The 13,268-nt window shown below is 73.1% G+C and carries 13 protein-coding genes and 1 pseudogene; 7 read left to right on the forward strand and 7 right to left on the reverse strand.

Annotated features, from left to right (window positions below; all coding sequences use genetic code 11):
* The first annotated feature begins 154 nt into the window (after positions 1 to 154).
* From argC to ACTYVM_RS07530, 5 genes are read left to right on the forward strand one after another with little or no spacing between them, the layout of a single operon-like run.
* Positions 155 to 1,183 carry an N-acetyl-gamma-glutamyl-phosphate reductase gene (gene argC, locus ACTYVM_RS07510; protein WP_445525135.1) on the forward strand — a complete coding sequence of 343 codons (1,029 nt, stop codon included), beginning with the start codon at positions 155 to 157 and terminating at the stop codon, positions 1,181 to 1,183.
* On the forward strand, positions 1,180 to 2,331 hold the full coding sequence (gene argJ / locus ACTYVM_RS07515; protein WP_445525136.1) for a bifunctional glutamate N-acetyltransferase/amino-acid acetyltransferase ArgJ: 1,152 nt from the start codon (positions 1,180 to 1,182) through the stop codon (positions 2,329 to 2,331). The genes argC and argJ overlap by 4 nt, the downstream gene beginning before the upstream one ends.
* The gene (gene argB, locus ACTYVM_RS07520) at positions 2,328 to 3,236 is read left to right on the forward strand and encodes an acetylglutamate kinase (protein WP_445525137.1); all 909 of its coding nucleotides are present in this window, start codon (positions 2,328 to 2,330) and stop codon (positions 3,234 to 3,236) included. Before argJ ends, argB begins: the two co-directional genes overlap by 4 nt.
* 41 nt (positions 3,237 to 3,277) lie before the next feature.
* Positions 3,278 to 4,462 (forward strand): acetylornithine transaminase, encoded by a 1,185-nt coding sequence (locus tag ACTYVM_RS07525; protein ID WP_445525179.1) that lies wholly within the window; start codon positions 3,278 to 3,280, stop codon positions 4,460 to 4,462.
* A 19-nt stretch (positions 4,463 to 4,481) separates the two neighbouring features.
* Positions 4,482 to 5,021, forward strand: coding sequence for an arginine repressor (locus ACTYVM_RS07530; RefSeq protein ID WP_400031684.1), 540 nt, complete (start codon positions 4,482 to 4,484; stop codon positions 5,019 to 5,021).
* Positions 5,022 to 5,045: 24 nt separating this feature from the next.
* On the opposite strand, the gene ACTYVM_RS07535 is transcribed toward ACTYVM_RS07530, so the two are convergent.
* The 5 genes and pseudogenes from ACTYVM_RS07535 to ACTYVM_RS07555 all read right to left on the reverse strand — a co-directional run bounded on the left by ACTYVM_RS07535 (position 5,046) and on the right by ACTYVM_RS07555 (position 9,729).
* Positions 5,046 to 5,783 (reverse strand): FAD:protein FMN transferase, encoded by a 738-nt coding sequence (locus tag ACTYVM_RS07535; protein ID WP_445525180.1) that lies wholly within the window; start codon positions 5,781 to 5,783, stop codon positions 5,046 to 5,048.
* Positions 5,784 to 5,850: 67 nt separating this feature from the next.
* Positions 5,851 to 6,306 (reverse strand): annotated as a pseudogene (locus tag ACTYVM_RS07540) (FMN-binding protein); the annotation flags it as partial.
* Positions 6,307 to 6,380: 74 nt separating this feature from the next.
* Complete coding sequence (locus ACTYVM_RS07545; RefSeq protein WP_445525138.1) at positions 6,381 to 7,763, reverse strand: ferredoxin reductase family protein; 1,383 nt, start codon at positions 7,761 to 7,763, stop codon at positions 6,381 to 6,383.
* A gap of 93 nt (positions 7,764 to 7,856) precedes the next feature.
* On the reverse strand, positions 7,857 to 8,369 hold the full coding sequence (locus ACTYVM_RS07550) for an FMN-binding protein (RefSeq protein WP_445525139.1): 513 nt from the start codon (positions 8,367 to 8,369) through the stop codon (positions 7,857 to 7,859).
* Between the two features lie 7 nt (positions 8,370 to 8,376).
* Positions 8,377 to 9,729, reverse strand: a complete 1,353-nt coding sequence (locus ACTYVM_RS07555) for a ferredoxin reductase family protein (protein WP_445525140.1) — start codon at positions 9,727 to 9,729, stop codon at positions 8,377 to 8,379.
* 155 nt (positions 9,730 to 9,884) lie between these two features.
* Here ACTYVM_RS07555 and ACTYVM_RS07560 point away from each other — a divergent pair, with 155 nt between their 5' ends.
* Together ACTYVM_RS07560 and ACTYVM_RS07565 are read left to right on the forward strand one after the other, a co-directional pair.
* Positions 9,885 to 10,634 carry a response regulator transcription factor gene (locus ACTYVM_RS07560; protein ID WP_445525141.1) on the forward strand — a complete coding sequence of 250 codons (750 nt, stop codon included), beginning with the start codon at positions 9,885 to 9,887 and terminating at the stop codon, positions 10,632 to 10,634.
* A 47-nt stretch (positions 10,635 to 10,681) separates the two neighbouring features.
* Entirely contained in the window at positions 10,682 to 12,220 is a 1,539-nt protein-coding gene (locus ACTYVM_RS07565; protein ID WP_445525142.1) for a sensor histidine kinase, read from the forward strand.
* Here ACTYVM_RS07565 and ACTYVM_RS07570 read toward each other — a convergent pair.
* Both ACTYVM_RS07570 and ACTYVM_RS07575 read right to left on the reverse strand, forming a co-directional pair.
* Positions 12,174 to 12,608 carry a hypothetical protein gene (locus ACTYVM_RS07570; protein WP_445525143.1) on the reverse strand — a complete coding sequence of 145 codons (435 nt, stop codon included), beginning with the start codon at positions 12,606 to 12,608 and terminating at the stop codon, positions 12,174 to 12,176. The genes ACTYVM_RS07565 and ACTYVM_RS07570 overlap by 47 nt on opposite strands.
* Before the next feature lie 3 nt (positions 12,609 to 12,611).
* Positions 12,612 to 13,199, reverse strand: a complete 588-nt coding sequence (locus tag ACTYVM_RS07575) for a pyridoxamine 5'-phosphate oxidase family protein (RefSeq protein ID WP_445525144.1) — start codon at positions 13,197 to 13,199, stop codon at positions 12,612 to 12,614.
* Between the last annotated feature and the right edge of the window lie 69 nt (positions 13,200 to 13,268).

The raw sequence follows: 13,268 nt of genomic DNA on the forward strand, positions 1-13,268 counted from the left end.
GAAGACCTGATGTCTTAACGTCTGCGTAACGCATCAGAGGTGTGCGCGACTCCCCTCAGCGGCCGGACGGCCCCGTCATCGCCTGCGACAAGCCCGGCAGGATTGCATAAACGTGCAGGGAAACGTATAGTCATGCCATCGAGGAGGAGGGTTCATGGCTGTACGTGTGGCGGTCGCCGGAGCGAGTGGATACGCGGGCGGAGAAGCGCTGCGTCTGCTGCTGGCGCACCCCGAGGCCGAGATCGGCGCCCTGACCGGGAACACCAACGCCGGAGAGCGGCTCGGCGCCCTGCAGCCGCACCTGCTGCCCCTCGCCGACCGCGTTCTTCAGGAGACCACCCCCGAAGTCCTCGCCGGGCACGACGTCGTCTTCCTCGCCCTGCCGCACGGCCGGTCCGCCGCCGTCGCCGAGCAGCTCGGCCCCGACGTCCTCGTCATCGACATGGGCGCCGACTTCCGGCTGAAGGACCCCGCCGACTGGGAGCGCTTCTACGGCTCCCCGCACGCCGGCACCTGGCCCTACGGCCTGCCGGAACTTCCCGGTGCCCGCGCCGCGCTGGAGGGCGCCAAGCGCATCGCGGTGCCCGGCTGCTATCCGACCGCCGCCTCCCTCGCCCTCTTCCCGGCCTACGCGGCCGGACTCGTCGAGAACGAGGCGGTGATCGTCGCCGCCTCCGGCACCTCCGGCGCCGGCAAGGCGGCCAAGCCGCACCTGCTCGGTTCCGAGGTGATGGGATCCATGTCCCCCTACGGGGTCGGCGGCCTGCACCGGCACACCCCGGAGATGATCCAGAACCTCAGCGCCGCGGCGGGGGAGCACGTCACCGTGTCCTTCACCCCCACCCTCGCGCCGATGCCCCGCGGCATCCTCGCCACGTGCAGCGCCAAGGCGCGCCCCGGGGTCACCGCCGACTCCGTGCGCGCCGCGTACCAGAAGGCCTACGCCGACGAGCCCTTCGTCCACCTCCTCCCCGAGGGGCGCTGGCCCGCCACCGCCTCCGTCTACGGCTCCAACGCCGTGCAGATCCAGGTGGCCCACGACCCCGCCGCGCAGCGGGTCCTCGCGATCAGCGCCATCGACAACCTGACCAAGGGCACCGCGGGCGGAGCGGTGCAGAGCATGAACATCGCCCTCGGACTCGACGAGACCACCGGGCTTTCGACGATCGGAGTCGCACCGTGAGTGTCACGGCAGCCAAGGGGTTCCAGGCGGCGGGCATCGCCGCCGGGATCAAGGAGAACGGCAACCCGGACCTGGCCCTCGTGGTCAACACCGGGCCCCGCCGCGCGGCCGCGGGCGTCTTCACCTCCAACCGCGTCAAGGCCGCCCCGGTGCAGTGGTCCGAGCAGGTGCTCAGGACCGGCAGGCTCTCCGCGGTCGTCCTCAACTCCGGCGGAGCCAACGCCTGTACCGGACCCAAGGGCTTCCAGGACACCCACGCCACCGCCGAGAAGGCCGCCGGCGTGCTCGGCGTCGGTGCCGTCGAGGTCGCCGTCTGCTCCACCGGCCTGATCGGCGTCCTGCTACCCATGGACAAGCTGCTGCCGGGCGTCGAGACGGCCGCCGCCCAGCTCTCCGAGCACGGCGGCGAGAAGGCCGCCATCGCCATCAAGACCACCGACAGCGTCCACAAGACGTCCGTGGTCACCAAGGACGGCTGGACCGTCGGCGGCATGGCCAAGGGCGCCGGCATGCTCGCCCCGGGCCTGGCCACCATGCTCGTCGTGCTCACCACGGACGCCGACCTCGAGGCCGACGTGCTCGACAAGGCGCTGCGCGCCGCCACGAAGGTCACCTTCGACCGCGTCGACTCCGACGGCTGCATGTCCACCAACGACACCGTGCTGCTGCTCGCCTCGGGCGCCTCCGGAGTCAGCCCTGAGTACGCGGAGTTCGCCGAGGCCGTACGGGCGGTCTGCGACGACCTCGGACAGCAGTTGATCCGGGACGCCGAGGGCGCCAGCAAGGACATCAAGGTCGAGGTGGTGGGCGCCGCGAGCGAGGAGGACGCCGTGGAGGTGGGCCGCTCCATCGCCCGCAACAACCTCCTCAAGTGCGCCATCCACGGCGAGGACCCCAACTGGGGCCGCGTCCTGTCGGCGATCGGCACCACGAAGGCCGCCTTCGAGCCGGACCGGCTGAACGTCGCCATCAACGGCGTCTGGGTCTGCAAGAACGGCGGCGTCGGCGAGGACCGGGAGAAGGTCGACATGCGCTACCGCGAGGTCCACATCGTGGCCGACCTCGCCGCCGGCTCCGAGACCGCCACCATCTGGACCAACGACCTCACCGCCGACTACGTCCACGAGAACAGCGCCTACTCGTCATGAGCTCAGGAACCACTCGCAAACACACCGCGCTGCCCAAGGCCGAGATCCTCATCGAGGCGCTGCCCTGGCTGACCCGGCACCACGGCAAGACCGTCGTCATCAAGTTCGGCGGCAACGCCATGGTGGACGAGGAGCTGAAGGCGGCCTTCGCCCAGGACGTCGTCTTCCTGCGGCACGCCGGCCTGAGGCCCGTCGTCGTGCACGGCGGCGGCCCCCAGATCAGCCGGGCGCTCGACCAGCACGGCATCGTCAGCGAGTTCAAGGCGGGCCTGCGGGTCACCACCGAGGAGGCCATGGACGTCGTCCGCATGGTGCTGGCCGGGCAGGTGCAGCGGGAGCTGGTGGGCCTGCTCAACCAGCACGGGCCGTTCGCCGTCGGCATCACCGGCGAGGACGCGCACACCATCACCGCCACCAAGCACACCCCCGAGATCGACGGCGAGTCGGTCGACATCGGCCGGGTGGGCGAGATCACCGAGATCGACACCGGCGCGATCGAGGCGCTGCTCGCCGACGGCCGCATCCCGGTCGTCTCCTCGATCGCCCGCTCCGGGGACGACGGGCATGTCTACAACGTCAATGCTGATACGGCGGCTGCGGCACTCGCTGCGGCGCTGGGCGCCGAGACCCTCATGGTCCTCACCGACGTCGAGGGCCTCTACGAGGACTGGCCGAACTCCGACGAGGTGATCAGCCGCCTGACCGCGAGCGAGCTGGAGAAGCTGCTGCCGGAGCTGTCCTCCGGCATGGTGCCGAAGATGCGGGGCTGCCTGCACGCGGTGCGCGGCGGCGTGACCACCGCCCGCGTCATCGACGGCCGGGTCCAGCACTCGATCCTGCTGGAGATCTTCACCGACGAGGGCATCGGCACGATGGTCGTGCCGGACGAACAGGGGGAGTCGTGAGCGACCAGGACGTGAGTAATCCAGACGTGAGCAACCAGGGCATGAGCAACCAGGCACTGACCGCGCGTTGGCAGGGCGCCCTCATGAACAACTACGGCACCCCGCGGCTCGCCCTCGTCCGCGGCGCGGGCGCGAAGCTGTGGGACGCCGACGGGCGGGAGTACGTCGACTTCGTCGGCGGCATCGCGGTCAACGCGCTCGGTCACGCCCACCCCGCCGTCGTCGAGGCGGTCGGCCGGCAGATCGCCTCCCTCGGTCATGTCTCCAACCTGTTCGTCGCCGAACCGCCCGTCGCCCTCGCCGAACGGCTGCTCCAGCTCTTCGGCCGGGACGGCAGGGTGTTCTTCTGCAACTCCGGCGCCGAGGCCAACGAGGGCGCCTTCAAGATCGGCCGGCTCACCGGCCGGCCGCACATGGTCGCCACCCACGGCGGCTTCCACGGCCGCACGATGGGGGCCCTCGCGCTCACCGGCCAGCCCGGCAAGCAGGAGCCGTTCCTGCCGCTGCCCGGCGAGGTCACCCACGTGCCCTACGGGGACGCGCGGGCGCTGGCCGCCGCGGTCACCGAGGAGACCGCCCTCGTCGTCATCGAGCCCATCCAGGGCGAGAACGGGGTCGTGGTGCCCCCGCCCGGCTATCTGAAGGCGGCCAGGGCGATCACGGCGGCCACCGGTTCGCTGCTGGTCCTCGACGAGGTGCAGACCGGGGTCGGGCGCACCGGGCACTGGTTCGAGTACCAGGCCCACGAGGGCGTCCTGCCCGACGTCGTCACGCTCGCCAAGGGCCTGGGCGGCGGGCTGCCGCTCGGCGCCACCGTCGCCTTCGGACGCGCCGCCGACCTGCTCCAGCCCGGTCAGCACGGCACGACCTTCGGCGGCAACCCGGTCGCCTGCGCCGCCGGCCTCGCCGTCCTGGACACGATCGCGGGCGAGGGGCTGCTGGAGAACGTCAAGCGGCAGAGCGAGAAGCTGCGCGACGGGATCGAGTCCCTGGACCACCCGCTGGTCGCCCACGTCCGGGGCGCGGGCCTGCTGCTGGGTATCGTGCTCACCGAGCCGCGCGCGCCCCAGGCGCAGCAGGCGGCTCAGGAAGCCGGGTTCCTGGTGAACGCGCCCGCCCCCGACGTCGTTCGGCTGATGCCGCCGCTGAACCTCGGCGACGACGAGGTGGACGCCTTCCTCGGGGCACTGCCCGGCGTCCTGGACGTGGCAAACGGGGACGGATGATCCGGAGAATGAGACGACGATGAGTCAGCCGCAGAACGGTCAGAGCGAGGCCGGGCCGGCGGTGCCGCAGACCCGCACCGCGCGCCACCGCCGGATCGTGGACATCCTCAACCGGCAACCGGTGCGCTCGCAGAGCCAGTTGGCGAAGCTGCTGGCCGACGACGGGCTGAGCGTCACCCAGGCGACCCTGTCCCGCGACCTGGACGAGCTGAACGCGGTGAAGATCCGCAACACCGACGGCGACCTCATCTACGCGGTGCCCAGCGAGGGCGGTTTCCGCACCCCGCGCGCACCGCTGGGGGAGTCGGTGAAGGAGGAGCGGATGCGGCGGCTCTCGCAGGAGCTGCTGATCTCCGCGGAGGCGTCCGCCAACCTCGTCGTCCTGCGGACGCCTCCGGGGGCGGCGCAGTTCCTCGCCTCGGCCATCGACCAGGCCGAGCTGCACGACATCCTGGGGACCATCGCCGGCGACGACACGCTGCTGCTGATCAGCCGGGACCCCACGGGGGGACAGGCGCTGGCGGACCACCTGCTGAGGCTCGCGCAGAACGGCCAGTGACCCCGGCGCGAGGCCGGCCGGCTCTCAGCCCAGCCGGGCGGCGAGCCCGTGCGTGCACCTGACCTCGTCGCCCGCCGTGATCAGCAGCGCCTCCACGTCCGGCAACGAGTCCAGCCAGGCCAGGCCCTCGCGGGAGCCCATGGCGAACGCGGCCGTCGCCCAGCAGTCCGCCCAGGTCAGGCTGGGGGCCACCACGGTGACCGCGACCAGGTCGGTGATCGCCGACCTGCCGGTGCGCGGGTCGACGATGTGGGCGCCGCGCTCGGCCGTGCCCGACGTCGCCACCGCCAGCTCGCTCGTACCCGCCGCGGAGACCACCGCCGCGAGTCCGCCGGGGCGCAGGGGGTCCGACACCCCCACCCGCCAGGGCCGCTGCGCGTCGGGGGCGCCGAGCACCTGCACGTCTCCGCCGCCGTTCACGCTGACCCCGCTCACCCCCGCCGCCGCGATCCGCCGGGCGGCCCGTTCGGCGGCCCAGCCCTTGACGATCCCGGTCGGATCCAGGCCACCCCGGTAACGCAGGCTGAACCAGCCGTCACTGACCCGTTCCGCCTCGGCGCCCAGGGCGAGCACCTGGGCGACCTCGGGGTCGCACTCCGCCACAGTGAGCTCACCGCGCGCCAGGCGGGAGAGCTGGCTGTCGCGCCGGTAGGCGCTGAACACCTCGTCGACCCGGTGCAGTCCGGCGACCGCCTCGCCCAGCGCCCCGGCCACCGCGTCGGACCGGCCGCCGCGGACGTCGAAGGAGAAGACGGTCCCCATGACCTCCTCCGCGTGCCGCACCGCCGCGGGGCCCGGCGCCGACCCGGACACGGCCTCAGCCACCGGCCTTGTCCAGAGCCGACTGGAGCGACTTCCTGTAGCCGCCGCTGGTGTAGGTCGCTCCGGAGACGGTGTCGATGTCCGCGCTCTGCGCGGTGACGGCCTCCTGGTTGAGCCGGGGTACGGCCAGCGCGCTCTTCTGCCCGCTGACCCCGCCCTGCGGAGCCTGGACGGCTTCCGCCCTGGTGATCCTGCCGTCGCTGACGGTCAGCCGTACCTGCACGTCGCCGTACTCGGTCCGGGCCACGTCGCCCGTGACGGACCGCGTGCCCGTGCCCGTGCGCGGCGCGCCGCTGCCGCCCTGCGGCGACTCCTGCGCCGCCGCAGTCCGCTGCGGCGCCGCGCCGGCCGCCGCGGCGGACGCCGGGTCGGAGGCCGGCTTCAGCGACAGCAGCAGCACGATGCCGGACACGGTCGCGGCGCCGGCCAGCACGGCACGTCGGATGGGGTGGCTCTTCCTCATCGCCGATGAGCTCCTGAATTCCCGTGAGTCCCGTAGGTCCTGTGGTCTTCGCGGACGTTCCGCGTTCCCGTCGCTCACATCTCGAACGACTCGTGATGGATGCGGCGGGCGGGGACCCCCGCGCCGCGCAGTGCCTCGTACACCGTCTGCGCGAAGCCGGGCGGGCCGCACAGGAAGACGTCGTGGCGGTCGATGTCGGCGATCTTGCGGCGCAGCGACTCGGCGGAGATGTCGGGGCGTTCCCCGTCCGGGCTGTTCACCGCGTACATCAGCCGGGCGCCGCGCTCGTCGGCGATCTTCGACAGTTCGCCCCACAGGGCCAGGTCCTGCGTGCTGTTGGCCCGGTACAGCAGCGTGATGTCGCCGGCCGCGCCGGGCAGCGTCTCGAACAGCGCACGCATCGGCGTGATGCCCACCCCGCCCGCCACCAGCAGCACCTTGCCGCGGCTGCGCCGGGACGCGGTCAGCGCGCCGTAGGGTCCCTCCGCCCACACCCGGGTGCCGGGGGCGAGTTCACGCAGCCGGGCGCTGTGGTCGCCGATCGCCTTGACGGTGATGCGCAGCGTGTCCGGGCGGGGCGCCGCCGACAGCGAGTACGGATGGGAGGAGAACCGCATGCCCGGTGCCAGGAACCGCCACCGGAAGAACTGCCCGGCCTCCGCGCCCATCCGGTGCAGCCTGTTGCCGCCGATCAGCACCGACACAATGCCCGGCGTCTCCTCGATCACCGTCTCCACCCGCATGCGGTGGCGCAGGTTCAGCCGGACCGGGGTGAGGATCCGGTACCAGACGACCAGCGCGGTCACCGCGCCGTACAGGCCGTACCAGAAGGTTCGCGCGGCCGGCTCCACGGCGAAGTCGTTGCCGGTGGTGATCTGGTGCCAGAACGTCAGGAACACCGCGGCGTAGGTGAACAGGTGCACGTGGTACCACGTGTCGTACGGCATCCGGCGGCGCACCGGGCCGATCGAGACCAGCCCGACGACCACCAGCAGACCGGTGCCGATCGCGGCCTTGCCCAGGTCGGGCAGCTGCTCGACGGACTCCACGGTCTGCCCCACGATGTCTCCGAGCGACCTGCCGCCCTGGAGCGCGTAGCCCCACATGGTGAGCAGGACGTGCGCGAGGACCAGGCAGAGCGTGTACCGGCCGCTCATGGCGTGCCAGCGGGCGACCCGGTCGGAGCCCACCCGCCGCTCCAGGGCCGGCACCCGCGCCATCTGGAGCACGACCAGCGCCATCAGGTAGCCGGCCAGCAGGCCGGTGATCCGGCCCGCGTTCAGCACCCGCCCGGCGGTGCCGTCGACGGTCGGGGTGTTCGTCCACCACAGCCAGAGGACGCCCGCCGCGCCCGCCCAGACGGCGGCCAGCAGCGGGACGGCGGGGGAGCGGCGCGGCCGGATGCGGCGCATCGTCTGGCGCCGGGCGGCGCGGCCTCCTGCGAGCGTGGTGGTCACGGTTCCTCCGTGGACGGGGGCAAGGGGGGCGGCGTGGTCCCTTGGCCCTGCAATACGTGCCACGGCGGCCTCGCGTTCAGTGTCCGGTGAGGTTCAGCGCCCGGCCGCGTCCAGCGCGGACTGGAGCGAGCGGCGGTATCCGTCACTGGTGTACGTCGCGCCCGAGACGGTGTCGATGCTCGCGCTCTGCGCGGTCAGCGCCTCCCTGCGCAGCTGGGGGATGGCGTAGCCGCTGATCTCCCGGTCCCGCGGGTTGTCCGAGGGCTGGGCGAGTGCCGTCACGTCGGTGATCCGGCCGTTCACGAGGGTGACCCGCACCTGGACCGGACCCCAGCGGGTCTGCACCGTGTCGCCGGTGACGGTCCTGGTACCGGCGGACTGACCGGACTGACCGGACTGACCGGACTGACCGGACTGACCGGACTGACCGGACTGACCGGACCCGCCTGACGTGCTCGGACCGCTGGTCGGGGCCGGCGCGGGAGCCGCGGCGAACTGCGGCGGCGTGTGCGGCTTGAGCGACAGCAGCATCACCAGCCCGGAGACGGTGGCGGCGCTCGCCAGCACGATCCGGCGCAGCGGACGGTTCTTCCTCAACGCGTGCAACAGGGCCTCACAGCTCGAACGACTCGTGGTGGATACGGCGGTCCGGCACCCCGGCCGCGCGCAGCACCTCGTACACGTCCCGGGCGAAGGCGTGCGGGCCGCAGAGGTACACGTCGTGTCCTGACAGGTCGGAGACGGCCGCGCGCAGGGACTCCACGGTGAGGGAGGGGCGTTCGCCGCGCGGGCCGTTGAGCGCGTACAGCACCCGCGCCCCGCGCCACCCCGCTATGGCCTCCAACTCGCGTCCCAGCGCCAGGTCTTCGGCGGTCCGCGCCCGGTACAGCAGGGTGACGTCACCGGGCAGCGTCTCGAACAGCGCGCGCAGCGGGGTGATGCCGACCCCGGCGGCGATCAGCAGGGACCTGTGCGAGGTGCGCCGGTCGGCGGTCATCGACCCGTAGGGTCCCTCCGCCCACACCCGGGTGCCCGGCCGCAGCAGCGGCACGGCCGCGCTGTGGTCGCCGAGCGCCTTCACCGTGATGCGCAGCAGGTCCGGACGGGGCGGCGCCGACAGGGAGTACGGCGTCGACGTCCAGCCCAGGCCCTCGGCGAGGAACCGCCAGCGGAAGAACTGCCCCGGCCACGCGTCCAGTTCGTCCAGCCGCTCACCGCGCACGACGACCGAGTACACGCCCGGTGCCTCCTTGTGCACCGCCTCGACCCGCATCCGGTGACGCAGGTTGAGCCGCACCGGGACCAGGATCCGGAACCACAGCACCAGGGCCGCGACGCCCAGGTACAGCGCGTACCAGACAACCGTGGCCAGGGTGCTGCCGGTGAACTCGGCGCCCAGCGCGACCTGGTGGCCGAAGGCCAGGAAGACGGCGGCGTAGGTGAGCAGGTGCGTGTAGTACCAGAACTCGTGACTGGTCCGGCGGCGCACCGCGCGCGCCGAGGTGACGCCGACCGCGAACAGGATCACGGTGCCGGCGGTGGCCTTCAGCATCTCCGGGTAGTCCAGCACCACCGTGACCGCCTCGCGCAGCACGGAGGAACCGTCCTGGGCGGCGTACCCGGCGAGGATCAACCCCACGTGGGCGACCAGCAGGCACACCGTGTACCGGCCGGCCATCGCGTGCCAGCGCGCCACCCGGTCCGAGCCGATCCGGCGCTCCAGCAGCGGCACCCGCGCCATCAGGCCCACCAGCACCGCGCAGGCGTACCCGCACAGCAGGCCCGCGATCCGCCCGGCACCGGTCAGCCAGCCCGCCGCACCCACGACGGAGGCGGTGCCGGACCACCACAGCACGACCACCGCGGCGACCCCCGCCCACAGCAGCGCCAGCACCGCGCCCGCCGGGGAGCGCCGGGGCGCCAGCCGCACCGGCGGAGCCGTCCGCCGCTCGTACACCGTGGTCATCCGCTCTCCCGTTCCCTTCGCCGGTCCGGACACAACTGTGCGGGGCGAACCTCTGAAGGAGCTCTGAGCCGAGGGCCGTGTGGGCGCACTCACAGGAAACTCAGAGGCCCCTTCCCTCGCCGTCCGGACCGCGGACCGGCGATGCTGGAGGGGCCATGGACAGCTTCCGCCCGAGCCCTCACGGCCTGCCCGCCCTCACCCGCCTCGACGGCACCCCCGTGCGCGTCCTCGTCGTCGACGACGACCCCGACCTCGCCGAAGTGCTCTGCGGAGCCCTGCGCTACCAGGGCTGGGAGGTGCGCGCCGCGGGCGACGGGGCCGCGGCCGTCGCCGCGGCCCGGGAGGTGCAGCCCGACGCCGTCGTCCTCGACGTGATGCTCCCGGACACCGACGGATTCGCCGTGCTGCGCGAGCTGCACGCCGTGCGGCCGGACGTCTGTGTGCTCTTCCTCACGGCACGGGACGCGGTGGAGGACCGTATCGCGGGGATCACCGCGGGCGGCGACGACTACGTGACCAAGCCGTTCAGCCTGGAGGAGGTGGTCGCCCGGCTGCGCGGACTGCTGCGCCGCGCCGGGATGGCCGGACAGCCGGCGGCCGGCCCGCGGCTGACCGTGGGCGACCTGGTCATGGACGAGGACGCCCGTGAGGTCACCCGGGCGGGAGAGCTGATCGAGCTGTCCCCGACCGAGTTCGAGCTGCTGCGCTTCCTGATGGACAACCCGCGCCGGGTGCTGAGCAAGGCCCAGATCCTCGACCGCGTGTGGTCCTACGACTTCGGCGGCCAGGCCCATGTGGTGGAGCTGTACATCTCCTACCTGCGCAAGAAGGTGGACGCCGGACGCGAACCCATGATCCACACGGTGCGCGGCGCCGGGTACGTGCTGAAACCGGCGGTGCGATGACCGCGCCGCGACAGGCGAAGGCGCGACGGACGAAGGTGCGACAGGCGATGGCGCGACGGGCGTTGGCGCGGCGGATACGGCGTCTGCCCAGGCCGCACACCCTGCGGGCCAGGCTCACCTTCGGCCTGGTGGTGCTGCTGGCCGTCGGCTGCGCCGCCGTCGGCGTGGCCGCGGTCCTCGAACTGGACGGCTTCCTCACCGGCCGCATCGACCAGCAGCTCCAGCAGACAGGACCGGGCTTCCCGGAGAGCCTCGAGCACGGCACCGCCACGCCCACCAAGCCCTCCGACCACGACGGCGACGAGCGCGGCGACACCCGCCGCCAGGCCGCCGGTACCTTCGGCGCTCGGCTCCTCGGCGGCACGGTGACCCATACGGCCGTGGTCCCCTCCGGGTCCCGTCCCGGCTTCGAGGTCACCCTCACCGGCGCCGACCGCAGGGCTCTGGCCGCGCTCCCGGTGGACCGCGACGGGCACACGGTGCGCCTGTCCGACCTGGGGGAGTACCGGCTGGCGGCCTGGCCGGGCCAGGACGGCGACGTGCTGGTCACCGGGCTGCCGATGGCGCCGGTGCGGGCCGCCGTGCACCGGCTGGAGCTGGTCGCGGGGACCGTCTCCGGGCTGGCCCTGGCCGTCGCCGGGGTCGCCGGCGCCCTGTGGGTGCGCTGGTCGCTGCGGCCGCTGACCCGGGTCGCGGAAACCGCCGCCCGGGTCAGCGAGCTGCCGCTCGCCAGCGGCGAGGTCGCGCTGCCGCCCCGCGCGCCGCGCGCCGACCCGCGCAGCGAGGTCGGGCGGGTCGGCGCCGCCTTCAACCGGATGCTCCACCACGTCGAGGACGCGCTGACCAAACGGCACGCGAGCGAGGAGCGGCTGCGCGGCTTCGCCGCCGACGCCAGCCACGAGCTGCGCACCCCGGTCGCCACGGTGCGCGGCCACGCCGAGCTGGCCCTGCTGCACCCGGGGCCGGTGCCGCCCGAGGTCACCCGGGCCCTGGAACGCATCGCCGCCGAGTCCGCCCGCATGGGCGAGATGGTCGACGAGATGCTGCTCCTGGCCCGTCTTGACGCCGGACGTCCCCTGGAACGCCACCCGGTCGACCTCACCCGCCTGGTCCTGGACGCGGTGACGGACGCCCGGGCCGCGGGTCCGGGGCACCGCTGGACGCTGGAGCTGCCTCAGGAGCCGGTGACGGTGACCGGTGACGCCCACCGGCTCCAGCAGGTGCTCGCCAACCTGCTGGCCAACGCGCGTGCGCACACGCCCGCGGGCACGAAGGTGACGGTGTCCCTGGAGCTGGAGTCCGACCGGGGGACGGACCCGGAGACTGCCGCCACGGCCGTCCTGCGGGTGCACGACGACGGGCCCGGCGTGCCGGAGGAGGTCCAGCCGGGTGTCTTCGAGCGCTTCACCCGGGCCGACCGCCGCCGCGCCGACTCCTTCGGTGGCGCCGGGGCCGGCCTGGGCCTGTCGATCGTGGCGGCCGTGACGGAGGCCCACGGCGGCGGTGTCGGACTGGACAGCCGCCCCGGCTCCACGGCCTTCACGGTCCGGCTTCCGGCAGGCGGCGCAGAGGTCGGTAACGGCTGATCGCGGTCGCCCCGCCCGCCGTGCCGATCGCGATGTGCGGCCGGCGTGCGGGGATCCGCCCACGCCAGGATCCGCCGTATGGCCTCCCGCGGCACCGACACGCAGCCGGCCGTGTGTTCGTCCGCTGCCGCCGCGCCGTCCCCTCGACGAGCCCCCGCGCGCCGAACCGGGCCGGTGCCGAACCGGTACGCACCCAGCGTCCGCCGCGCCGGTCCCACCAGGTGACCGTGCCCGACGTGGCGTCGGTCCGGGCCGCGGAAGCGGTGATCAGCTGGGTGCCGCCGCCGGTGTCCCGCATCCGCGCCGGCAGCGGCACCTCGCCCGCGGGAGCGGTACCGAGCGTGGGGAGGGAGAGGGCGGCGAGGATCGAGGCGGGACCGGGGCGCATGGCTCAGACCGTGGACGGCGGCAGCGGCAACGGCAGCCCGGGCAGTCCGTCCAGGCTGGTGGCCACGTGCTCCTTCCTGGTGAAGTAGTCGCTCAGCGAGGCGTCGTCCTCCCGCGCGAAGCGCCTGCCGTGCAGATCCCGGTCCGCCTCGTACGCCATGAAGGGCACGGCGTAGCCGCAGGTGTCCCGTACGAGTTCGGCGTGCACGACGATGATCGCGCGCAGTCCGTGCTGGGCGGGGTCGATGTCGGGGAAACGGGTGAGGAGCTCGCCGAAGCGCGGGTCGTCGCGGAAGACGGGCTCGCCCCGGCCGTGGACGCGCACGATGGTGGGCGGGCCTTGGAAGGCGCACCACATCAGCGTGATCCGGCCGTTCTCGCGCAGGTGGGCGATCGTCTCGGCGTTGGACCCGGCGAAGTCCAGATAGGCCACGGTGTGCTCGTCGAGCACCGCGAAGGAGCCCTTGAGGCCCTTGGGGGAGAGGTTGACCGTGCCGTCGCCGCACAGCGGGGCGGTCGCGGTGAAGAAGAGGGGCTGCTGCTCGATGAACGTGCGCAGCCTGCCGTCGATGCGCTCATACGTCTTTCCCATGTCCAGTGATTATCAAGGAAAAGTCGTTCGCCTGTCTAAAGGATCGCTGCGGGCGTCTCGCGTGTCCCC

Source organism: Streptomyces cyslabdanicus (assembly GCF_052663305.1).